Source organism: Streptomyces sp. NPDC088725 (genome assembly GCF_044751305.1).
In the GTDB taxonomy this organism is placed as follows: Bacteria; Actinomycetota; Actinomycetes; order Streptomycetales; family Streptomycetaceae; genus Streptomyces.
Window position 1 is genome coordinate 670,623 of sequence record NZ_JBIVLO010000003.1, and the last position, 22,490, is coordinate 693,112.

At 70.1% G+C, this 22,490-nt stretch carries 19 protein-coding genes; 10 read left to right on the forward strand and 9 right to left on the reverse strand.

Annotated features, from left to right (window positions below; translation table 11 throughout):
- The first annotated feature begins 14 nt into the window (after positions 1-14).
- On the forward strand, positions 15-1,205 hold the full coding sequence (locus tag ACIP6N_RS10070; protein WP_401814341.1) for a cytochrome P450: 1,191 nt from the start codon (positions 15-17) through the stop codon (positions 1,203-1,205).
- Between the two features lie 379 nt (positions 1,206-1,584).
- Here the strand turns inward: ACIP6N_RS10070 and ACIP6N_RS10075 are convergent, their stop codons facing one another.
- Positions 1,585-2,178: a DinB family protein gene (locus tag ACIP6N_RS10075; protein ID WP_401814342.1), complete on the reverse strand. Its 594-nt coding sequence runs from the start codon at positions 2,176-2,178 to the stop codon at positions 1,585-1,587.
- Between the two features lie 180 nt (positions 2,179-2,358).
- Here ACIP6N_RS10075 and ACIP6N_RS10080 point away from each other — a divergent pair, with 180 nt between their 5' ends.
- From ACIP6N_RS10080 to ACIP6N_RS10090, 3 genes are all read left to right on the forward strand, one after another.
- Positions 2,359-2,709, forward strand: coding sequence for a YnfA family protein (locus ACIP6N_RS10080; protein WP_401814343.1), 351 nt, complete (start codon positions 2,359-2,361; stop codon positions 2,707-2,709).
- A gap of 93 nt (positions 2,710-2,802) precedes the next feature.
- On the forward strand, positions 2,803-3,576 hold the full coding sequence (locus ACIP6N_RS10085) for an SDR family NAD(P)-dependent oxidoreductase (protein WP_401814345.1): 774 nt from the start codon (positions 2,803-2,805) through the stop codon (positions 3,574-3,576).
- A 234-nt stretch (positions 3,577-3,810) separates the two neighbouring features.
- Entirely contained in the window at positions 3,811-4,026 is a 216-nt protein-coding gene (locus ACIP6N_RS10090; protein ID WP_401814346.1) for a DUF397 domain-containing protein, read from the forward strand.
- A 68-nt stretch (positions 4,027-4,094) separates the two neighbouring features.
- Here the strand turns inward: ACIP6N_RS10090 and ACIP6N_RS10095 are convergent, their stop codons facing one another.
- A complete protein-coding gene (locus ACIP6N_RS10095; RefSeq protein ID WP_401814347.1) occupies positions 4,095-5,288 on the reverse strand; it encodes an RtcB family protein in 1,194 nt (397 codons plus the stop codon).
- 250 nt (positions 5,289-5,538) lie between these two features.
- Between ACIP6N_RS10095 and ACIP6N_RS10100 the strand changes: the two genes are divergently transcribed.
- The 3 genes from ACIP6N_RS10100 (at position 5,539) to ACIP6N_RS10110 (ending at position 9,256) form a co-directional block, all read left to right on the forward strand.
- Positions 5,539-6,504: a DUF3558 domain-containing protein gene (locus ACIP6N_RS10100; RefSeq protein ID WP_401814348.1), complete on the forward strand. Its 966-nt coding sequence runs from the start codon at positions 5,539-5,541 to the stop codon at positions 6,502-6,504.
- Positions 6,505-6,627: 123 nt separating this feature from the next.
- The gene (locus ACIP6N_RS10105; RefSeq protein ID WP_401814350.1) at positions 6,628-7,485 is read left to right on the forward strand and encodes a DUF3558 domain-containing protein; all 858 of its coding nucleotides are present in this window, start codon (positions 6,628-6,630) and stop codon (positions 7,483-7,485) included.
- 208 nt (positions 7,486-7,693) lie between these two features.
- The gene (locus tag ACIP6N_RS10110; RefSeq protein WP_401814351.1) at positions 7,694-9,256 is read left to right on the forward strand and encodes a DUF2637 domain-containing protein; all 1,563 of its coding nucleotides are present in this window, start codon (positions 7,694-7,696) and stop codon (positions 9,254-9,256) included.
- A 121-nt stretch (positions 9,257-9,377) separates the two neighbouring features.
- Here ACIP6N_RS10110 and lysS read toward each other — a convergent pair whose 3' ends face one another.
- Complete coding sequence (lysS, locus tag ACIP6N_RS10115) at positions 9,378-11,135, reverse strand: lysine--tRNA ligase (RefSeq protein ID WP_401814352.1); 1,758 nt, start codon at positions 11,133-11,135, stop codon at positions 9,378-9,380.
- Positions 11,136-11,306: 171 nt separating this feature from the next.
- Between lysS and argS the strand changes: the two genes are divergently transcribed.
- Positions 11,307-13,082 (forward strand): arginine--tRNA ligase, encoded by a 1,776-nt coding sequence (argS, locus tag ACIP6N_RS10120; protein WP_401814354.1) that lies wholly within the window; start codon positions 11,307-11,309, stop codon positions 13,080-13,082.
- A gap of 485 nt (positions 13,083-13,567) precedes the next feature.
- On the opposite strand, the gene hemB is transcribed toward argS, so the two are convergent.
- The 6 genes from hemB to ACIP6N_RS10150 all read right to left on the reverse strand — a co-directional run bounded on the left by hemB (position 13,568) and on the right by ACIP6N_RS10150 (position 20,032).
- Positions 13,568-14,563, reverse strand: a complete 996-nt coding sequence (hemB, locus tag ACIP6N_RS10125) for a porphobilinogen synthase (RefSeq protein ID WP_401814356.1) — start codon at positions 14,561-14,563, stop codon at positions 13,568-13,570.
- A 146-nt stretch (positions 14,564-14,709) separates the two neighbouring features.
- Positions 14,710-16,368, reverse strand: a complete 1,659-nt coding sequence (locus ACIP6N_RS10130) for a uroporphyrinogen-III synthase (protein WP_401814358.1) — start codon at positions 16,366-16,368, stop codon at positions 14,710-14,712.
- Positions 16,365-17,342 carry a hydroxymethylbilane synthase gene (gene hemC / locus ACIP6N_RS10135; RefSeq protein WP_401814359.1) on the reverse strand — a complete coding sequence of 326 codons (978 nt, stop codon included), beginning with the start codon at positions 17,340-17,342 and terminating at the stop codon, positions 16,365-16,367. The genes ACIP6N_RS10130 and hemC overlap by 4 nt, the downstream gene beginning before the upstream one ends.
- Complete coding sequence (locus tag ACIP6N_RS10140; RefSeq protein ID WP_401814361.1) at positions 17,339-18,709, reverse strand: glutamyl-tRNA reductase; 1,371 nt, start codon at positions 18,707-18,709, stop codon at positions 17,339-17,341. The genes hemC and ACIP6N_RS10140 overlap by 4 nt, the downstream gene beginning before the upstream one ends.
- Positions 18,706-19,470, reverse strand: coding sequence for a redox-sensing transcriptional repressor Rex (locus ACIP6N_RS10145; protein WP_401814362.1), 765 nt, complete (start codon positions 19,468-19,470; stop codon positions 18,706-18,708). Before ACIP6N_RS10145 ends, ACIP6N_RS10140 begins: the two co-directional genes overlap by 4 nt.
- Positions 19,471-19,744: 274 nt before the next feature.
- Positions 19,745-20,032 (reverse strand): glutaredoxin family protein, encoded by a 288-nt coding sequence (locus tag ACIP6N_RS10150; RefSeq protein ID WP_401814364.1) that lies wholly within the window; start codon positions 20,030-20,032, stop codon positions 19,745-19,747.
- A gap of 149 nt (positions 20,033-20,181) precedes the next feature.
- Between ACIP6N_RS10150 and ACIP6N_RS10155 the strand changes: the two genes are divergently transcribed.
- Together ACIP6N_RS10155 and ACIP6N_RS10160 are read left to right on the forward strand one after the other, a co-directional pair.
- Entirely contained in the window at positions 20,182-21,135 is a 954-nt protein-coding gene (locus ACIP6N_RS10155; RefSeq protein WP_401814365.1) for an HAD family hydrolase, read from the forward strand.
- 425 nt (positions 21,136-21,560) lie between these two features.
- A complete protein-coding gene (locus ACIP6N_RS10160; RefSeq protein ID WP_401814366.1) occupies positions 21,561-22,355 on the forward strand; it encodes an ECF subfamily RNA polymerase sigma factor, BldN family in 795 nt (264 codons plus the stop codon).
- Positions 22,356-22,490: the final 135 nt, after the last annotated feature.

Below are 22,490 nucleotides of genomic sequence, written 5' to 3' on the forward strand. Positions count from 1 at the left end.
GGAGCTGCAGCTTTATGGTCAACCCCACTCTCCCCACCTCTCTTGAGGGCGGCGAGTCCTCGGTGCTCCGTCTCAGCCCGCTGCTCCGCGAGCTCCAGATGCGCGCTCCGATCACCAAGATCACGACCCCGGCCGGTGACGAGGGCTGGCTGGTGACCCGGCACGCGGAACTGAAGCAGCTGCTGCACGACGAACGCCTGGCCCGCGCGCACGCCGACCCGGCCAACGCGCCCCGCTTCGTCAAGAGCCCGCTGATGGACCTGCTCATCTCGGACGACATCGAGGCGTCCCGCGCCGCGCACGCCGAGCTGCGGTCCGTGCTCACTCCGCAGTTCTCCGCCCGCCGGGTGCTGAACATGATGCCCGTGGTGGAGGAGATCGCCGGGCAGATGCTGGACGGCCTCGCGGCCCAGGAGCGCCCCGCCGACCTGCGCGCCAATTTCTCGCTGCCGTACGCGCTGACCGTGCTGTGCGCCCTGATCGGCATCCCGGTGGAGGAGCAGGGCCGACTGCTGGCGGCGCTGGGCGCGATGGGCACGCTGAACGACGCGGAGGGCGTCGCCAAGAGCCAGGCGGAGCTGTACGGGATGCTGGCCGAACTGGCCGGCCGCAGGCGGGCCGAGCCGCAGGAGGACGTGATCTCCCAGCTGTGCCAGGTGCTTCCGGAGGACGAGCGCGTCGGCCCCATCGCCGCGGCCCTGCTCTTCGCCGGACTGGACAGCGTCGCCAGCCATGTCGACCTGGGCGTCGTGATGTTCACGCTGTACCCGGACCAGCTGCAGGACGCGCTTGCCGACGAGAAGCTGATGAGGAGCGGCGTCGAGGAGATCCTCCGGGCCGCGAAGGCCGGCGGCTCGGGTGCCGCGCTGCCTCGCTACGCCACCGACGACATCACCATCGGCGACGTCACCATGCACACCGGCGACCTGGTGCTGCTCGACTTCACGCTGGTCAACTTCGACGAGGCGGTCTTCGACGAGCCGGAGGTCTTCGACATCCGCCGCTCGCCCAACGAGCACCTGACGTTCGGGCACGGTATCTGGCACTGCGTCGGGGCGCCGCTGGCCCGGATGATGCTGAAGACCGCTTACACGCAGCTGTTCACCAAGCTGCCCGGCCTGAAGCTGGCACGCCCGGTGGAGGAGCTCCAGGTGACGTCCGGCCAGCTCAACGGCGGCCTCACCGAACTCCTCGTCACCTGGTGAGACCCCGCCACCCGAGACCGGCGACGGCCCCCACTGCCTGACGAGTGGGGGCCGCCGCTTTTCCCGTACGCGGGGCCGAACGAGAAGGCTCAGCCAAGGAAGTCCCGGCCGCGGTCCCGGCCCGCGTGCCCGGCATCCACCTCCAAGTCGCCGTCACGTGGCAGAAGGCGCCCGCCGGATACCGGGCCGCCTGCGCCGCCGCCATCGCACGCCGCTCCGATCGGCAGCAGACGGGGACCACGCCGTCATGACGCGCTGCTCGCGTCATCAACGTGCGGAACGGACGGCACCCTCATGCGATGGGGGCGGGGAGGTACGCAACAACGCGGGCTACCAGGGCAAGCCCCCACCTCTCCGAACGAACTCAACTCAGCTCAGCTCAACTCGGCTCGGCCTGGGCCTCCTTGGCGGACGCCTCCAGCCTGTTCCAGTACTCCTGGTACCAGGCCTCGTCACCGCCGTCCATGTTGCTGTTGGTATCCCGCATGCCGACCTTGCCGTCGATCAGCTCGCGGACGATGTCGGCGTGGCCGGCGTGCCGGTTCGTCTCGGCCGTCATATGCAGCATGATCCGCTGAAGCGTCACGTGGCCGTTGTCGCCCCACCACGCGACGTGGCCCATCGCATCGAGCGGCAGTGCCTCGATCGTCGCGTCCGCGTGTGCCCAGGCGCGGTGGTAAAGGCCGAGGATGTCCTCGCGCGACTCGTCGGCGGGTGCCCACATGTCCGAGTTGGGCTCGGCTCCCTCCTCGTGCCAGGGGAGGGACTCGTTGTGCGGGCGGCCGAAGGTCGGGCCGAAGTACCCGAGCTCGACGCCGGCGAGGTGCTTGACGAGGCCGAGGAGGTTGGTGCCGGTCGGCGTCAGAGGGCGGCGGATATCGTACTCGGACAATCCGGCCAGCTTCCAGATGATGGCTTCGCGGGCCGCTTTGAGGTAGCGGTGCAGGTCGTCCTTAGGATCGTCGGGCTTCATGGGGCCGAGTCTCGCATCGCCTGCTGACAGTGTCGCGTGGGTTTACCGTCGACAACGCGTAGCGCGTAGCGCGTGCCGGCGGGGCGCGCCCCCGCTCCCTCGCGGCCGTCCCACGCGGCCACCTCACCCCCGTCACCAACCCCACCAAACCCCCTCTCACCTGCATGGCAGGCTGTACTCATGCTCGTTCTCCGCTCCGCAGCCCTCTTCATCCTCGCCGCCTTCTTCGAGATCGGCGGCGCCTGGCTCGTCTGGCAGGGCGTGCGCGGCGACGCGGCGAACAGCAGCCGCAACTGGATCTGGATCGGCGCCGGGGTCATCGCGCTCGGCGTGTACGGATTCGTCGCGACGCTCCAGCCCGACGGGCAGTTCGGCCGCGTTCTCGCCGCGTACGGCGGGGTGTTCGTCGCCGGGTCGATCGTGTGGGGCATGGTCGCCGACGGCTTCCGCCCGGACCGCTGGGACATCACGGGCGCCCTCGTCTGCCTGGCCGGTATGGCCGTGATCGTGTACGGCCCGCGCGGCCACTGAATCCGGGCCCCTCAGGTCCCTCCTCCCACTCGTAACCCCACGAGCCACGCCTATCCTGGGCGGACGTTCGATCACCCGCGCGAGGAGTACGCCATGACCGCCGCCGACACCCCCATCGCCGTCGTCACCGGAGCGAGCAGCGGCATCGGCGCGGCCACCGCGCGCCGGCTCGCCGCCGCGGGCTTCCACGTCGTCGTCACCGCCCGCCGCGAGGACCGCGTCAAGGCGCTCGCCGCGGAGATCACCGACGCGGGACACCGGGCCACCGCGTACGCGCTCGACGTCACCGACCGCCAGGCCGTCGACGCCTTCGCCGCGCACCTCGACAGCTTCCCGTCGGTCGATGTCCTGATCAACAACGCCGGAGGCGCCCTGGGCGCCGACCCCGTGGCCACCGGCTCCCCCGAGGACTGGCGCCAGATGTACGAGACCAACGTCATCGGCACGCTCAACCTCACGCAGGCCCTGCTCCCCGCGCTCACCGCGAGCGGCGACGGCACGGTCCTCGTTCTCTCCTCCACGGCCGGGCACGCCACGTACGAGGGCGGCGCGGGATACGTGGCCGCCAAGCACGGTGCCCATGTCCTCGCCGAGACCCTGCGGCTGGAGATCGTCGGCACCCCGGTCCGGGTGATCGAGATCGCGCCCGGCATGGTCAAGACCGAGGGCTTCGCGACCACCCGCTTCCGCGGCGACACCGAGAAGGCGGCGAAGGTGTACGAGGGCGTCGCCGAACCCCTCACCGCCGACGACGTCGCCGACACCATCACCTGGGCCGTCACCCGCCCCAGCCACGTCAACATCGACCTGCTGGTGGTCAGGCCCCGCGCCCAGGCCTCCAACTCCAAGGTCCACAGGGAGCTTTGAACCTCCCGCCTTCTTCAGCGGATCCCCGAGTCGCCCCGCGACAGGTCGTAGGCTCCTTCGGCCTCCACGCTCCACCGGTGCATCGAGGCCGAAGCCCCTCACGCCGGGCAGCTCTTGGATGATCCGGCCACGGTCGCGAAGTGCCAGTGGTCTTACGGCCTCCTCAGGGCCCGCCGCGCTGCCGCGCGAGGCGTCGCTCACTCTGGATCGAGGCAGCGGCGAAGGAGTTCGCACATGCCGACTGAACGCAACCCGCGCGCCGCATCATGCCGCAAGAGCAGCTACAGCGGCGGCAACAACGGAGACTGCGTCCAGATAGCGGACAGCCTCCCTGGAATCGCCGCCGTACGCGACAGCAAAACCCCAGAAGGCCCCGCCACCATCTTCTCCGCGAACGCCTGGACCTCATTCGTCTCCGCCGCCAGGACACACGAGTTCCCGGCCGCCTGACCCACTCACGCGCAGAAGGCCCCACTGCCCGATCGGCAGCGGGGCCCGCGTCGCCGCGCGAAAACGCTTCAGCCCTTCACGCACACGATCTGCTTCAGCTTCGCCACCACCTCGACCAGATCCCGCTGCTGATCGATGACCTTCTCGATCGGCTTGTAGGCGCCCGGGATCTCGTCCACCACGCCGGAGTCCTTCCGGCACTCCACGCCCCGCGTCTGTTCCTCCAGGTCCCGCGTCGTGAACTGGCGCTTCGCCGCGCCACGGCTCATCTTGCGGCCCGCTCCGTGCGACGCGGAGTTGAATGACGCCTCGTTTCCGAGGCCCTTCACGATGTACGAACCCGTGCCCATCGACCCCGGGATGATCCCGAAATCGCCGCCACCCGCGCGGATCGCGCCTTTTCGCGTGACGAGCAGATCCATTCCGTCGTAACGCTCTTCCGAGACGTAGTTGTGGTGGCACGAGATGACCGGGTCGAACGTCACCCTGGCCTTCTTGAACTCCTTGCTGACCACATCCTGGAAGAGTTTCATCATGATCGCGCGGTTGTGCGAGGCATACTCCTGCGCCCAGAAGAGATCGTTTCTGTACGCGCCCATCTGCGGAGTGTCCGCGATGAAGACTGCCAGGTCACGGTCCACGAGACCCTGATTGTGCGGGAGCTTCTGGGCCTCGCCGATGTGATGCTCGGCCAGTTCCTTGCCGATGTTCCTGGAGCCGGAGTGCAGCATCAGCCAGACGGAATCCGACTGGTCGAGGCAGAATTCAATGAAATGATTTCCTCCGCCGAGCGTTCCCAGCTGCTTCGTCGCACGGTCCTGACGGAATTTGACCGCATCGGCGATGCCGTCGAACCGCGCCCAGAAATCGTCCCAGCCCGCCGTGCCGAAGCCGTGCAGCCGGCGCGGATCGACGGGTTCGTCGTGCATCCCGCGGCCCACCGGAATCATCTGCTCGATCTTGGAGCGCAGCCGGGAGAGATCGCCCGGGAGATCGTTCGCCGTGAGCGAGGTTTTCACGGCCGACATTCCGCAGCCGATGTCCACGCCCACCGCCGCCGGGCAGACCGCGCCCTGCATCGCGATCACCGAACCGACCGTCGCACCCTTGCCGTAATGCACGTCCGGCATCACGGCGAGGCCCCTGATCCACGGCAGGGTGGCCACGTTGCGCAACTGCTGCATCGCCGCGCCCTCGACCGTCGCGGGATCGGCCCACATACGGATCGGGACCTGCGCGCCCGGTATCTCGACGTACGACATAACCCCTCTATTCCCCCATGAAGTATGAAAACGCAAAAGCCGGAACCGGTGCCGTCATAAGAGACAGCGGACCAGCGTCAACGGCTGCGTGTGCGATAGACATTGTGTCCAGCGACCGTCATACGGCGGCAAGCGGTTTTCGCGCGTGAACCCCCGCGTGGAATCCCCTGCAACCGTCTGTGACCACCCGTGATCACCCGCGATCACCCAAGACCACCTGTGACGAAGGGAGCCCGGGACTGTGCAGCGAATGGCGCGAAAGGCGTACGTACCCGGCCTGGCGGTGCTTCTCGTAGCGCTCGTCCCCGGCTGCACGGCCGGCGGCGGCGAGGACGGTTCCACCGCCGACGCCAAGCCCGGCAGCCCCACCGCGTCGGCCCCATTGCCGGGCAGGTACCGCACACTGCCCGAGCCCTGCGGCTCCGTACCGCGCTCCGCCCTGAAGGAGCTGCTGCCGGGCGTGGAGACGCTGCCGAGGGACCAGCAGGAGACGGTGTACCGGGGCACCCCGGCCGTCACGTACGACACCGACCGGCGGGTCGGCTGCAGTTGGCGCGCAGACGGCTCCGACGCGTCGCACCAGCTGGCGATCGACGTCGAGCGCGTCGTGTCGTACGACGCGGCGGTGAGCGACGACAGCCAGGCGCAGGAGGTCTACGCGCAGAAGGAGAAGGCCGCGGACCTGCCCTCCCCCGCCCCCTCGGGGACGGTGACGGCGCCGCCGAGCGGACCCGTGTCCGCCCCCTCGGGCTCTGCCGCGTCCGACCCGGCGAAGGACCCCTCGAAGGGTTCCCCGGAGGACCCCGCCGACGACCCCGCCAAGGACGCGGCCAAGTCGGCGCACTCCAACGCGGCCGCCGGATCCGGCCCCCCGGCGCGGCGGTCCGGCGCCCCGGCGGCCCCACCGTCGACCGGCGCGTCCCCCAGCACGAGCGCCTCGCCGGGCACGCCGTCCGGCGACTCGTCCGATCCCGGCCTCGACCCACGTCTGCTCAACGGCCTCGGCAACGCCGCGTTCCTGAACGATGTCCTCTCCGGCCCCGGTTCCGCCACCCAGAACCGCACCGTGAGCGTGGTCTTCCGCACATCGAATGTGATCGTGACCGTCCGGTACACCGAGCAGCCCTCCGTCTCCTCCGTGATCCCCGACAGCAAAGAACTGCAGGAAAAGGCACAGGGTCTGGCCCAGAAGCTCGCCGAGCGGCTGAACGAATGACGTGTCCCGCCCCCGCCGGCGATGGTGCGCGCGCGGGGGCGGGAGTACGGATCGCGGGTCCGCGAGCCGAGCGAGGCGGTTACCGTGGCCGATCGGACCGTACGACAAGCTACTGAAGGAACCATGCACCGATCAGCCTCGCGACTCCCCCGCCTCCTCGCCTGCGCAGCCGTTCCGGTCATGCTCGTCGTGGCCGGCTGCTCGTCCGGCTCCGACGACAAGAAGGACACGGCCACCGCCGAGCCCAGCGCCCCGGCGCAGCCGACCGTCGAGCCCGCCAAGTACATCGACCTGCCCGAAGCGTGCAAGGCGCTCGACGGCAAGACGACCGGCAAGCTCGTGCCGAAGGCCAAGTCCAAGAACGGCACGCCCGGCAACTCCGCCGACATCTCCACCCGTGGCAGCTGCTCCTGGAACGGCCTGCAGGACCAGGGCGTCAAGGGCTCGCAGTACCGCTGGCTGGACATCTCCCTCATGCGCTACGACTCCGACCAGGCGCTCGGCAGCGGCGCCGCGCGAGCCGGGAAGCACTACGCGGACGAGGTCACGGACGCCAAGGGCACGGAGGGTGCCGCGTCGGTCAAGACGACCCCGTCGAGCGGCATCGGCGACCAGGCGACCGTCGTCTCGTACACGCTCAAGAAGACGGGCGCGGACTTCTCCTACGCCACGGTCGTGGCCCGTACGGAGAACGTCGTCATCACGCTGAACTACAACGGCGCGGGATACGCGGGCGCCAAATCCCCCAGCGTCTCCGACCTGACGGCGGACGCGGTGTCGGCGGCCAAGGAAGCCGTCGCAGCGGTCACGAAGGCCGGCCCGGGCTCCGGCTCCGGATCCGCCTCCGGCTCGGACTCCGGTTCCGGCTCCGCTTCGCCTTCCGGCTCGGATTCCGACGCGGACTCGGGAGCCGGCGCGGCACCGGACAACAGCTCCACGAAGTCGCCCGCTCCCAAGGAGAGCGCCACCAAGGCCGCATAACCGGCCGCGGCCAGGACGAGCTGGACCACGGGCGCGCTTTACGCGCGGTTTGCCCGCGTCTCCCGCGCGCCCGGCCACCGGCACATACCGCAGCACATACCCCGGTCCAGCCTCCCCACGACACGCCGCCCGCACACATGTGCCAGGCTGTGCCCGCCAGATGTCGAGCAGTCGAGTACCTGAGACCCACTACGGGAGGGGACCGCGGGTGGCCGCGATGCAGCTCACACGCACGCACCGGATACTCATCGGGGTCGTGATCACCGGAGCGGTGGTCATCGCCGCGATCGGTTTCGCGGGGTCCTACTCCGCCGTACGCGAACTCGCCCTGAAGAAGGGCTTCGGGAACTTCGCGTACGTCTTCCCGATCGGCATCGACGCGGGCATCTGTGTGCTGCTCGCTCTGGACCTGCTGCTCACCTGGATGCGCATCCCCTTTCCGCTGCTCCGCCAGTCCGCCTGGATCCTGACGGCCGCCACCATCGCCTTCAACGGCGCGGCTGCCTGGCCCGATCCGCTCGGCGTCGGCATGCACGCGGTCATCCCGCTCCTCTTCATCGTCGCCGTCGAGGCCGCGCGCCACGCGGTCGGCCGGATCGCGGACATCACCGCCGACAAGCACATGGAGGGCGTGCGGGTCACCCGCTGGCTGCTCTCGCCCGTACCGACCTTCATGCTGTGGCGCCGGATGAAGCTGTGGGAGCTGCGTTCCTACGAGCAGGTCATCAAGCTCGAACAGGACCGGCTGATCTACCAGTCGCGTCTCCAGGCCAGGTTCGGCCGCAACTGGCGGCGCAAGGCGCCCGTCGAGTCGATGATGCCGCTGCGGCTCGCGAAGTACGGCGTACCGCTCGCGGACACCGCTCCCGCCGGTCTCGCGGCCGCGGGCGTCGAGCCGATGCTGCTGCCGCCCGCGCCGGTGGTCACGGCCGAACTCCCGCCAGGACAGGGCGGGATACCCGCAGCCGACGCGACGCGCCAGCCGCAGGACCAGCAGGACCAGCAGGACCAGCAGGGACAGCAGCAGGACCAGGGGAACGGCCAGGGGCAGAACGCGCAGCAGCAGCCCCAGCACCAGGGCCACCAGCAGCAACAGGGCCAGCAGCAAGGGCCGCAGGGCCCGCCCGGCCCGCAGCAGAGTCAGCAAGGTCCTCAAGGACAGCAGGGCCAGCAGCAAGGCCCGCCCCGGAACAACCCCCAGGACCCCGCCCAGGCGGCCCCGGCGAACTCGGGAAGCCCCTGGTTCGCGACGCCGCACGTCGCGCCCGAGGCCCCGTACGAAGGCTCGTACAACCCCGCGTACGACGAGGGCCTGGAGCCGGGTCCCGTGACGGTGCCCTACGGCGCCGGAGGCCGCACCCGCCCGCTCGGCGGAGCGCCCATCGGCGTGCAGGGTCCGCGCAGGGAGGGCCCGTACCAGGCGCCGGAGCAGCAGAACGAGGCTCCGGTCTTCGAGGGCCAGATCCCGCCGGAAGCCGGCTTCGAGGACATCCCCGTGCCGCCCGGCCAGGAGTCCGACGAGGTGACCGCCCCGGGCCTGCCCGACGACCTCTCCCGCGTGGAGGCGTACCACAACGCCTTCCGGAAGTACGTCAGTGAGCACCAGGACTTCCCCAACGCCCGCCAGTTCGGCCTGTACTTGATGGACCTGTACGGCATCACCGGGCGCTCGGGCGGCCCGCTGACGGAGGGTTCGCTCCGCGGCTACCTGCGGGAGTTCCGCAACCGCTACCAGACGGAGATGGACGCCGACAGCGAGCACATCGCGTAGGCCCTGTCCGAGCCCCGAGCCTGAAGCCGGACCAGCCGAAACACCGGCCAACACACCTGCCGAGACACCTGTGGGCCCCCGGAAATCCAGGGGCCCACAGGTGCGTCAACAGGCCGGACGATCAGGCCCCGAGCAGCTTCCGCACCCGGTCCGCCCCCACCGCGAGCAGCAGCGTGGGCAGCCGCGGACCCGTGTCACGGCCGACCAGCAGCTCGTAGAGCAACGCGAAGAACGTGCGCTGGGCCACCTTCAGCTCCGGCGTCGGCTTGGCGTCCGGCGCGAACCCGGCCTGGATCTTCGGTACGCCGTAGACGAGCGTCGTCAGACCGTCCAGCGACCAGTGCGAGTCCAGCCCCTCGACCAGCAGCCGCAGCGACTCCCGGTCCTGGTCGGAGAGGCCCGCCAGGGTGGCCGTGTCGGGCTCGGCGCGCACGACCGTGCGCGCCTCGGCCGGCACCTGGCTCGTGATCCAGCTCTCCGCGCGGTCGAGCCGGGGACGCGCCTCGTCGAGCGAGGTCAGCGGATGGTCCGGGTCGAGGTCGCTGAGGATCCGCAGCGTCTGCTCGGGCGCACCCGCCGTGATGTCGACCACGGAGGCCAGCGTGCGGTACGGCAGCGGCCGCGGCGTGCTCGGCAGCGCGCCCGCCGCCGTGCCCGTGGCGCGCCCGTACGCGGCCGCGTCGGCCGGCAGGACCGAGCCGTCGGCGACCTTGCGCTCCAGCGCGTCCCACTCGTCGTAGAGCCGCTGGATCTCCTGGTCGAAGGCGATCTTGAACGACTGGTTGGGCCTGCGGCGCGCGTACAGCCAGCGCAGCAGCGGCGCCTCCATGATCTTCAGCGCGTCCGCCGGGGTCGGCACCCCGCCCTTGCTGGACGACATCTTCGCCATGCCGGAGATCCCGACGAACGCGTACATCGGGCCGATCGGCTGCACGCCGTCGAAGATCTCGCGCACGATCTGGCCGCCGACGACGAACGAGGAGCCGGGCGACGAGTGGTCGACACCGGACGGCTCGAAGATCACGCCCTCGTACGCCCAGCGCATCGGCCAGTCGACCTTCCAGACCAGCTTGCCGCGGTTGAACTCGCTCAGCAGCACCGTCTCGCCGAAGCCGCACGCGGTGCAGGTGTACGTCAGCTCCGTCGTCTCGTCGTCGTACGACGTGACGGTGGTCAGGTCCTTGCCGCAGCCGCCGCAGTAGGGCTTGTACGGGAAGTAGCCGGCGGAGCCGCTGCCGCCGTCGTCCTCGTCGGCCGCGCCGGAGCCCTCGGCCGCTTCCAGCTCGGCCTCGTCGGGCTTCTTCTGGCCCTGCTTCTGGCCCTGTCCCTGCTTGGCGCCCGCCTTGTCCTTGTCCTTCGTCCGGTAGCGGTCGAGGATCGCGTCGATGCCGGCGCGGTGCTTCATCGCGTGCAGCACCTGCTCGCGGTACACGCCCGACGTGTACTGCTCGGTCTGGCTGATCCCGTCGTACTCCACGCCCAGCTCGGCCAGCGACGCGGTCATCGCGGCCTTGAAATGCTCGGCCCAGTTCGGATACGCCGACCCGGCGGGCGCGGGCACCGACGTGAGCGGCTTGCCGATGTGCTCGGCCCAGGACGCGTCCGTACCGGGAACACCGGCGGGTACCTTGCGGTAGCGGTCGTAGTCGTCCCACGAGATCAGGTGCCTGACCTCGTACCCCCGCCTGCGGATCTCGTCCGCGACCAGGTGCGGGGTCATGACCTCGCGGAGATTGCCCAGGTGGATGGGGCCCGACGGGGAGAGACCGGACGCGACGACGACAGGTTTGCCAGGCGCACGCCGCTCCGACTCGGCGATGACATCGTCCGCGAAACGGGAGACCCAGTCGGCCTCTGTGCTCTGAGCCACGATCGGCACGTCCTTCTTTCTCGTACGCCACGGCAATGTCACCGGCGATGACTGGCGACCGCCATTCTCCCAGGTCCCACTGACAGAGCGAAAACGGCTTGATGCCCCATGGGATACTCGTAGACATCCAGATGACTCCGCTGGACGACCCCCGCACCCGACAGGAACGGCACCCAGCCCATGGCCCCGGTCACTTCCCTCGCCTCGACCGTCGATCAGCGCATCGCGGACGCCCTCTCGGCTGCCCTGCCGGAGGCCGGTTCCGCGGACCCGCTGCTGCGACGCAGCGACCGGGCGGATTTCCAGGCCAACGGGATCCTGGCGCTCGCCAAGAAGCTCAAGGGCAACCCCCGCGAGCTGGCCACGCAGGTCGTCGCGGCGCTCACGGCGGGCGGCGCCGCCGATGTGATCAAGGACATCGAGGTCTCAGGACCCGGCTTCCTCAACATCACCGTCGCGGACCGGGCGATCGTCGAAACGCTCGCGGCCCGCGCGGCGGACGACCGGCTCGGTGTGCCGTTCGCGGAGCGGCCGGGCACGACGGTCATCGACTACGCGCAGCCGAATGTGGCGAAGGAGATGCACGTCGGGCACCTGCGGTCCGCCGTGATCGGCGCCGCGATGGTCGAGATCCTGGAGTTCACCGGCGAGAAGGTGATCAGGCGCCACCACATCGGCGACTGGGGCACCCAGTTCGGCATGCTCATCCAGTACCTGATCGAGCACCCGCACGAGCTGGACCACGGCGACGGCACGGTCGACGGCCAGACCGCGATGTCGAATCTGAGCCGGCTCTACAAGGCCTCGCGCGCGCTCTTCGACTCCGACGAGGAGTTCAAGGCGCGCTCACGCGACCGGGTCGTCGATCTCCAGGCCGGCGAGCAGGAGACGCTCGCTCTCTGGCAGCGGTTCGTGGACGAGTCGAAGATCTACTTCTACTCGGTCTTCAACAAGCTGGACATGGAGATCCACGACCCCGACGTCGTCGGCGAGTCCGGCTACAACGACATGCTCGACGACACCTGCCGCATCCTGGAGGAGACGGGTGTCGCGGTCCGGTCCGAGGGCGCGCTCTGTGTGTTCTTCGACGATGTGAAGGGCCCCGACGGCAACCCCGTACCGCTCATCGTCCAGAAGTCCAACGGCGGTTACGGCTACGCGGCCACGGACCTCTCCGCGATCCGCGACCGGGTGGGGAACTTGAGCGCCTCGACCCTGCTGTACGTGGTGGACGCGCGCCAGTCGCTGCACTTCAAGATGGTCTTCGAGACCGCGCGCAGGGCCGGCTGGCTGAACGACGAAGTCCAGGCAGTTCAGCTGGCGTTCGGCACGGTGCTCGGCAAGGACGGCAAGCCGTTCAAGACCCGCGCGGGCGAGACCGTCCGGCTGGAGGACCTGCTGGACGAGGCCGTCGAGCGGGCCACGGCGGTCGTGCGCGAGAAGGACACCAGGGACCAGCTGTCCGAGGCGGAGATCAGCGAGCGCGGTGTGCAGGTCGGCATCGGCGCGGTGAAGTACGCCGACCTGTCGACGTCCGCGAGCCGCGACTACAAGTTCGACCTGGACCAGATGGTCTCGCTCACCGGCGAGACGAGCGTGTACCTCCAGTACGCGTACGCCCGTATCCAGTCGATCCTCCGCAGGGCCGGTGACACCCGCGCGCTCGCCCACCCGGAGCTCGAACTCGCCCCGGCGGAAAGGGCGCTGGGCCTGTACGCGGACCAGTTCGGCGAGACGCTGGCCGAGGTGGCCTCGGCGTACGAGCCGCACCGGCTGGCCGGCTACCTCTACCAACTGGCCTCGCACTTCTCGTCGTTCTACGACCAGTGCAAGGTGCTGGACGAGAACAACTCCCAAGCCGTGGTCGAGAACCGCCTGTTCTTCTGCGAGATCACCGCGCGCACGCTCAAGCAGGGCCTCTCGCTGCTGGGCATCCGGGCGCCCGAGAGCCTGTGACCGGGAGCCTGTAGTACGTCCGGGAGGGCGCGCACGCTCACCGCGGCGGCCCCTCCTCCCACTCGCTGCTGCCCGGCCGGTGGATGAAGCGGGCGCCGCTCGTGCCGCTGCCCCGGAACGGCATCCCGTTGTCGGTCGAGCCGCAGCGTCCCGTGCCGGGCGCCGCTGCTCCACTCCGACTCCAGGTAGAAACTGACGTCATGGCCCGCCGCGCGCGCCATGACGTTCAGTACCTGCGGATCGGTCGCGGACACCTTGTACGGGCAGTCCGTGGCCGGGATGACGATGTCGCCCTGCTGCCCGCCGACGGCGGCCGTAGTCTCCTGTCCGGTTCATCCCGGGCTCGAACGGGAGGCGTTCTCCCCCGCCGGCGGCCACCTCGCGCTCCTCGGCGGCACGCGATACCGCTCCGGCCGGCCCGCCCACGAAGCGAGGGCGGGCCGGCCGGAGCCTTCAGCCTCTTCGGCGCCTTGAGAGAAGACCCCTCAGCGGCCGAGCTTCTGCGCGACCTCCGTCGCCCAGTACGTCAGGATCGTGCGCGCGCCCGCGCGCTTGATCCCCGTCAGGGTCTCCAGGATCGCCGCGTCACGGTCGATCCAGCCCTTCTCCGCCGCCGCCTCGACCATCGCGAACTCGCCGGAGATCTGGTACGCCGCGACCGGCACGTCCACCTCGTCCGCGATGCGCGCCAGGATGTCCAGGTACGGCAGGGCCGGCTTGACCATGACCATGTCGGCGCCCTCTTCGAGGTCGAGCGCCAGCTCGCGCAGCGACTCGCGCGCGTTGGCCGGGTCCTGCTGGTACGTCTTGCGGTCGCCCACCAGCGAGGAGCCGACGGCCTCCCGGAACGGCCCGTAGAACGCCGAGGAGTACTTCGCCGTGTACGCGAGGATCGACACGTCCTCGCGTCCGATCGTGTCCAGCGCGTCACGGATCACGCCGATCTGACCGTCCATCATGCCGCTGGGGCCCACGACATGGACGCCCGCGTCGGCCTGGACCTGCGCCATCTCCGCGTACCGCTCCAGCGTCGCGTCGTTGTCGACCCGGCCTTCCGCGTCCAGCACACCGCAGTGACCGTGGTCGGTGTACTCGTCCAGGCACAGGTCGGACATGATGACGAGATCGTCGCCGACCTCCTCGCGCACCGCGCGGATCGCGACCTGGAGGATGCCGTCGGGGTCCGTGCCCGCCGTGCCCGCCGTGTCCTTCTTGGCGTCCTCGGGAACGCCGAAGAGCATGATCCCGGAGACACCGGCGGCGACCGCCTCCGCCGCCGCGCCGCGCAGGGTGTCCAGCGTGTGCTGCACGACCCCCGGCATCGCGGAGAGCGCGACGGGCTCGCTGACTCCTTCGCGTACGAAGGCGGGCAGGATCAGATCGGCCGGGTGCAGCCGGGTCTCCGCGACCATCCGCCGCATCGCCGGGTTCACCCGCAGCCGCCGGGGCCGTGAGCCGGGGAAGGATCCGTACACAGTCATCGTCAGTCGCCTCTTGCGTGTTCGGGGTCAGCGCGTGGCCCCGGCCGGGGCCACGGCGCGCGTCCCGGCCGGGGTGTGTCCCGGCCGGGCGGCGGCCGGGACCCGTCCGTACCGGATGTGCTGGTGCCGCTCGGTGGTGGCGCTCGCTACGTGGTGCGCCGTCTGCGGCTGCCCGGACGGCGCTCGCTGGGCCGGGTGACCGTCTCGCCGGCTTCCCTCGCCGCTTCCCGGCGCTGCGCGCCGAACGTGGCAAGGGCCTCCGCCAGCTTGTGCACCGACGGCTCCGGCGAGAGGACGTCCACCCGCAGACCGTGTTCCTCCGCGGTCTTGGCGGTCGCGGGGCCGATACAGGCGATCACCGTCACGTTGTGCGGCTTGCCCGCGATCCCGACCAGGTTCCGCACGGTCGAGGACGACGTGAAGAGCACCGCGTCGAAACCGCCGCCCTTGATGGCCTCCCGGGTCTCGGCGGGCGGCGGCGAGGCGCGCACCGTGCGGTACGCGGTGACGTCGTCGACCTCCCAGCCCAGCTCGATCAGACCCGCGACCAGCGTCTCGGTCGCGATGTCGGCGCGCGGCAGGAACACCCGGTCGATCGGGTCGAAGACCGGGTCGTACGGCGGCCAGTCCTCCAGGAGACCCGCGGCCGACTGTTCGCCGCTCGGTACGAGGTCGGGCTTGACGCCGAACTCGACCAGCGAGGCGGCGGTCTGGTCGCCCACCGCGGCGACCTTGATCCCGGCGAAGGCGCGGGCGTCGAGTCCGTACTCCTCGAACTTCTCGCGCACCGCCTTCACCGCGTTGACCGACGTGAAGGCGATCCACTCGTAGCGGCCCGTGACCAGGCCCTTGACCGCGCGCTCCATCTGCTGGGGCGTACGCGGCGGCTCGACCGCGATGGTCGGCACCTCGTGCGGGACCGCGCCGTACGACCTGAGCTGGTCGGAGAGCGAGGCGGCCTGCTCCTTGGTGCGCGGCACGAGGACCTTCCAGCCGAACAGCGGCTTGGACTCGAACCACGCGAGCTGGTCGCGCTGGGCGGCGGAGCTGCGCTCACCGACCACGGCTATGACGGGCTGGTGCCCGTCGGGCGACGGCAGCACCTTGGCCTGCTTGAGCGTCTGCGCGATGGTGCCGAGCGTGGCGGTCCAGGTGCGCTGGCGCGTCGTGGTGCCCGCGATGGTGACGGTCATCGGGGTGTCGGGCTTGCGGCCCGCCGCGACCAGCTCGCCCGCGGTGGCCGCGACCGAGGCCAGGGTGGCGGAGACCACGACCGTGGAGTCACTCGCGCCGACCTCGGTCCAGCAGCGCTCGCTGGCGGTCCTGGCGTCGACGATCCGTACGTCGGTGCCCTGTGCGTCGCGCAGCGGCACCCCGGCGTACGCCGGAATCCCGACCGCGGCCGCGATACCGGGCACGACCTCGAAGGGAATGCCCGCGGTGGCACAGGCGAGCATCTCCACGCCCGCGCCGCCGTCGAGACCGGGGTCGCCGCTGACCGCACGGACCACCCGCTTGCCGCCCTTCGCGGCCTCCATGACAAGATTGGCCGCATCCCTGATCGCGGGGATCCCGGCGGCTGTTGACGCATCGTCAACGACCGTCAGCGCGGGCGTGCTCACACTCGCCCTCGCGTGGCTGCGGACGACCTCGAGCACATCCGGCTCGGCGATCAGTACGTCCGCTCCCGCGAGCGCCTCTACGGCGCGGAGTGTCAGCAGACCCGGATCTCCGGGTCCGGCACCGAGGAAGGTGACGTGCCCCGATGCGGAATAGGCCGGAAGGTCAGAGGTGGTGGGGCTCAAAGTTCTCGCTCCCCCATAAGACCGGCCGCACCCTTGGCGAGCATCTCGGACGCCAGTTCGCGACCGAGCGCGACGGCGTCGCGGTGCGACGTGGGTACGGAACCGGTGATGGACAGCTGCACCAGCGTCGAGCCGTCGGTCGTGCCGACGACGCCGCGCAGGCGCATCTCGTTGACAACCTGTCCGTCGGCCAGCAGGTCGGCCAGCGCACCCACAGGTGCGCTGCAACCGGCCTCCAGGGCGGCGAGCAGGGAACGCTCGGCGGTCACGGCGGCCCGGGTGTCCGGGTCGTCGAGCTCGGCGAGCGAAGCGGCGAGGTCCACATTGACCGCGGCGCATTCGATTGCGAGGGCCCCCTGGCCGGGGGCGGGCAGCACGGTGTCGACCGACAGGAAGTCGGTCACCTCGCCGGTCCTGCCGATGCGGTGAAGTCCTGCCGCGGCGAGCACGACGGCGTCGAGCTCCCCGCTGTGGACGTATCCGATCCGGGTGTCGATGTTTCCCCTGATCGGCACAGTTTCTACGGCGAGGCCGTGATCGCGTGCGTGCGCGTTCAGCTGGGCCATCCTGCGCGGCGAGCCCGTACCGACCCGGGCGCCCGGGGGCAGCTGGCCGAAGGTCAGCCCGTCCCGTGCGATCAGGACGTCCCGGGGGTCCTCGCGCCGGGGTATGGCGGCCAGCGTCAGCCCCTCGGGCTGGGCCGTCGGCAGGTCCTTGAGCGAGTGCACGGCGAAGTCGATCTCACCGCGCAGCAGCGCGTCGCGCAGCGCCGTGACGAAGACGCCCGTGCCGCCGATCCGCGCGAGGTGTTCGCGCGAGGTGTCGCCGTACGTCGTGATCTCGACCAGCTCCACCGGCCGCCCGGTCAGCTCGCGCACTGCCTGCGCCACGTGCCCGGACTGGGCCATGGCGAGTTTGCTGCGTCTCGTTCCGAGCCTCAAGGCCGTGTCGGGCCTCAGTGCCTTCTCGGTCATACTCGCCCTCTGCCTACACCATCGGTGTCATTCAGGTCGGCCCGGCTGACGGCGGCGACCGTCTGCGGGTCGAGGTCGAAGAGTTCTCGCAGCGCGTCCGCGTATCCGGCGCCGCCGGGCTCGCTGGCCAGCTGCTTGACCCGCACGGTGGGCGCGTGCAGGAGTTTGTCGACGACGCGGCGCACGGTCCTGGTGATCTCGGAACGCTGCTTGTCGTCGAGGTCGGGGAGCCTGCCTTCGAGGCGCGCGACCTCGCTGTTCACCACGTCGGCGGCCATCGCGCGCAGCGCGACGACGGTCGGTGTGATGTGGGCGGCACGTTGAGCGGCGCCGAAGGCGGCGACCTCGTCGGAGACGATGGTGCGCACCTGCTCGACGTCGGCGGCCATCGGCGCGTCGGCCGCGGCTTCGGCCAGCGACTCGATGTCCACGACCCTGAGCCCGCCGAGGCGGTGCACGGCCGGGTCGATGTCGCGGGGCATGGCCAGGTCGAGCAGGGCGAGCGGGCCCTCGCGGCCGGCCTCGGTACGGGCGGACAGCGCGGCCTCGACGGCGACGGCGGTCAGCACGAGGCCGGTCGCGCCCGTACAGGACACGACCACGTCCGCCCGCGCCAGCTCGGCGTCGACGGCCGTCATGTCCACGGCCCGCGCGCGCACGCCCGTGCCGCCGGGCTCGGTGAGGATCCGCACCAGTCGCTCGGCGCGCGCCGGCGTCCTGTTGGCGACGACGATCTCCTCGACGCCGGCCCTGGCGAGCGTCGCGGCGGCCAGCGAGGACATCGAGCCCGCGCCGATCACCAGCGCGTGCTTCTTCTTCGCCCAGGCCTCGACGGCTCCGCCCGCGGCGAGCTGTTCGAGACCGAAGGTGACGAGCGACTGTCCCGCGCGGTCGATTCCGGTCTCGCTGTGGGCCCGCTTGCCGACGCGAAGCGCCTGCTGGAAGAGGTCGTTGAGCAGCCGGCCCGCGGTGTGCAGCTCCTGGCCGAGCGCCAGCGCGTCCTTGATCTGCGCGATGATCTGGCCTTCGCCGACGACCATCGAGTCGAGACCGCAGGCCACCGAGAGGAGATGGTGGACCGCGCGGTCCTCGTAGTGCACGTAGAGGTACGGGGTCAGCTCGTCGAGGCCGACCTCGCTGTGCTGAGCGAGCAGCATGGACAGCTCGGCGACCCCGGCGTGGAACTTGTCGACGTCCGCGTACAGCTCGATGCGGTTGCAGGTGGCGAGGACCGTGGCCTCGGAGGCGGGCTCCGCGGCCAGCGCGTCCTGCAACAGCTTGACCTGCGCGTCAGAGGAGAGCGACGCGCGCTCCAGCACGCTCACCGGCGCGCTGCGGTGGCTCAGGCCTACGACCAGAAGACTCATGCCGGCATCACCGCCGGGACCTCTCCGTCGGGACCCTTACGGGTCGGGGGCGCGCCCGTCCGTACGACCGGCGGGCCCACCGCCTCGGCGGCGGCGTCCTCGCCGGCCTTGCGCTGCTCGTGGAAGGCGAGGATCTGCAGCTCGATGGAGAGATCGACCTTGCGCACGTCCACGCCTTCCGGCACGGAGAGCACCGTCGGCGCGAAGTTGAGGATCGAGGTGACACCGGCGGCGACCAGCCGCTCGCAGACCTGCTGGGCGGCGCCCGCGGGGGTCGCGATGACTCCGATCGAGACACCGTTGTCGCTGATGATCTTCTCCAGCTCGTCCGTGTGCTGGACGGGGATCCCGGCGACCGGCTTGCCGGCCATGGCCGGATCCGCGTCTATCAGCGCCGCGACCCGGAAGCCGCGCGAGGCGAACCCGCCGTAATTGGCCAGCGCCGCGCCGAGATTACCGATACCGACGATGACAACCGGCCAGTCCTGGGTGAGCCCCAGCTCGCGGGAGATCTGGTAGACGAGATACTCGACGTCGTACCCCACCCCGCGGGTCCCGTAGGAGCCGAGGTACGAGAAGTCCTTGCGCAGCTTCGCGGAGTTGACTCCGGCGGCGGCCGCGAGTTCTTCGGAGGACACCGTGGGCACGGAGCGCTCGGAGAGTCCGGTGAGCGCCCGCAGATACAGCGGAAGCCTGGCGACAGTGGCCTCGGGGATTCCTCGGCTACGGGTCGCCGGTCGGTGAGTTCGGCCAGTTGCCACGGTGCTCCTGCGGGATGAGCGAGGCTGCAGGCGGCCGTATGTCCCAGGACCGCCCCGTCGAATGCAGGCTATGTCTTTGTGAACGTGTGCACAAAGATTGTGTCCGCTTTGTCCAAGCAAAGTGACCGGGGTCACGCACCCCCCTGAGGCCGTCACGGGATCACCGGCCGGGCCGACCCGTTGCACACACGAAGGGCGCAAAACGGAACACACTCCTTACGATTACGCCCCCGAGACCGCAGCAAAGCGCCCACGATGTTAACCGCCTTTTCGGTCAGGCCCCCAGTTCGCGGCGGAGCCGGTCGGCATCGACACGCCAGAAGGTGTGCTGCTCACCGTCCACCAGGACCACCGGGATCTGCTCCCAGTAGGCGCGGTACAGCGCCTCATCTGCCGTGATGTCCTTCTCCTCCCAGTTCGCGCCGGTCTCCGCGCACACCGCCTCGACCACCGCACGCGCCTCGTCGCAGAGATGACACCCCGGTTTGGAGACAAGCGTCACCATCCGCTCGGCCGGCTTCTTCTTCGTCTTCTTCCCCGCACGCCGCATCAAAGGACTCATGCGCCCATTCTCCGCCCGCGGGCGAGTCGGAGCGGTCCGTCATCCACAGGGGGCCACATTCGCCGGATTAACACATCAGCCGTGAAGAGTTCACGTCACGTCGTCCCGGCTCGTCCGGAACCGCCAACCCGACTGACTATGCTCACGACATGGCCGCACTGGGATGGCTCACCCCCCGTAAGCGCTCCGCGACACCCCGGAGTGTTCTGGCAGGCGAGGCCGCAGCCGAGGCAGGGCTCAAGTCCACTCTGGAGTCACTGGACGAACTGGAGCGCGGAGTCGACGCCGTCGTCGACGAAGCCCCCCGGGTACCGGACTTCCCCGTCTTCGGCGACGCACGCGCCGCCGCTTTCTTCGACCTCGACAACACCGTCATGCAGGGCGCCGCGATCTTCCACTTCGGACGCGGGCTCTACAAGCGCAAGTTCTTCCAGCGCCGCGAACTCGCCCGGTTCGCCTGGCAGCAGACATGGTTCAGACTGGCCGGGGTCGAAGACCCCGAGCACATGCAGGACGCGCGCGACAGCGCCCTGTCCATCGTCAAGGGCCACCGCGTCTCCGAGCTGATGTCCATCGGCGAGGAGATCTACGACGAATACATGGCCGACCGCATCTGGCCGGGCACCCGCGCACTCGCACAGGCCCACCTCGACGCGGGCCAGCAGGTCTGGCTGGTCACGGCCGCACCGGTGGAGACCGCCACCATCATCGCCCGCAGGCTCGGCCTGACCGGCGCCCTCGGCACCGTCGCCGAATCGATCGACGGCGTCTACACGGGCAAGCTCGTCGGCGAACCCCTGCACGGCCCGGCGAAGGCCGAAGCCGTACGGGCGCTCGCCACGACCGAGGGCTTCGACCTCGACCGCTGCGCCGCGTACAGCGACTCGCACAACGACATCCCGATGCTCTCACTGGTCGGGCACCCGTACGCCATCAACCCCGACGCCAAACTCCGCAAGCACGCGCGACGGCTGGAATGGCGGCTGCGCGACTACCGCACGGGCCGCAAGGCGGCCAGGGTCGGCATCCCGGCGGCAGCCGGGGTGGGTGCCCTGGCCGGCGGCACCGTGGCCGCGGTCGCCCTGCACCGCCGCCGCCGCTGACGCGGCGTCACCCCCCGGAAGTCCCGCCCCTCTCAGACAACCGTTCGCCACCCGCACACCCGAGCCGCGCCGAGGCACCCGCCCCGGCGCGGCTTTCGTCTGCCCCGGACCAGGCCCGCCGAGCGCCCTCCAGACCGGACTGCGGTCCCCGGCCGGCCCGGCGTTCCGCCATCTGGACCGCGACACAACGCAGTGCACCCGCAGGCAGATCTTGACTCAATCTGATCAATAAACGGTCACCATGTGCTACTTGATGCGCCGCATAGGCGGCACAGAAGCGACGTAATCGATGATTTGAGCAACTGGGTGTAGCGCCGCCTGTACGAAGCGTTATTCTCCTCAGACGCATACCGGACCCGCTCGTCACCACGGCGAGTGAATGGTCCAGCACTGCACGTGATGGAAGCTCTGCCTCTGGGAGTCCCGTGTACCCACACGTCGGGGTTGACGCCTCGGGCCTGGCTACGCTGCGCGCAACGGTCATCGACCGCTTGCGCGGCTTCGTCCCCACCGCGTACGCCGTCCCCGCCTTCGCCGCACCGGCCCCTGCCGTGAGCGGCCCTATCGGACCTTGTTATGCCCTGGCGAGCGGCGGTGCGGCAGTCGGCAGACGGGGAAGCCGAAGCAGCACCGCCGCCTCGACCACCGCCCGTCGGCCCACCGCCGACAGTGACAGCGCTCGCATGATGGAACTCGTCGAGCGCGCCCAGGCCGGTGAGGCGGAAGCCTTCGGCCGGTTGTACGACCAGTACAGCGACACCGTCTACCGCTACATCTATTACCGCGTGGGCGGAAAGGCGACCGCGGAGGACCTGACCAGCGAGACGTTCCTGCGCGCCCTGCGCCGGATCTCCACCTTCACCTGGCAGGGGCGCGACTTCGGCGCCTGGCTGGTCACGATCGCCCGGAACCTGGTCGCGGACCATTTCAAGTCCAGTCGATTCCGGCTGGAAGTGACCACGGGCGAAATGCTCGACGCCAACGAGGTCGAGCGCAGCCCCGAGGACTCCGTCCTGGAGTCCCTGTCGAACGCGGCGCTGCTGGAAGCCGTACGCAAGCTCAATCCCCAGCAGCAGGAGTGCGTCACACTGCGCTTCCTGCAGGGCCTCTCGGTCGCCGAGACGGCTCGGGTCATGGGCAAGAACGAAGGAGCGATCAAGACCTTGCAGTACCGGGCGGTCCGCACCCTGGCCAGACTCCTCCCGGAAGACGCCCGCTGACCCGACCCGTCACGGCCGCCGCCGAAGCCGCCGCCCGCCGCCCGAGCCCGCCGCCATGAAGGGCCCATCCGCGGCGGGCTCAACTCACGTTCAGTGATGCCCCGATGACGCACTGGTCGGATCATCTTTCGCGCG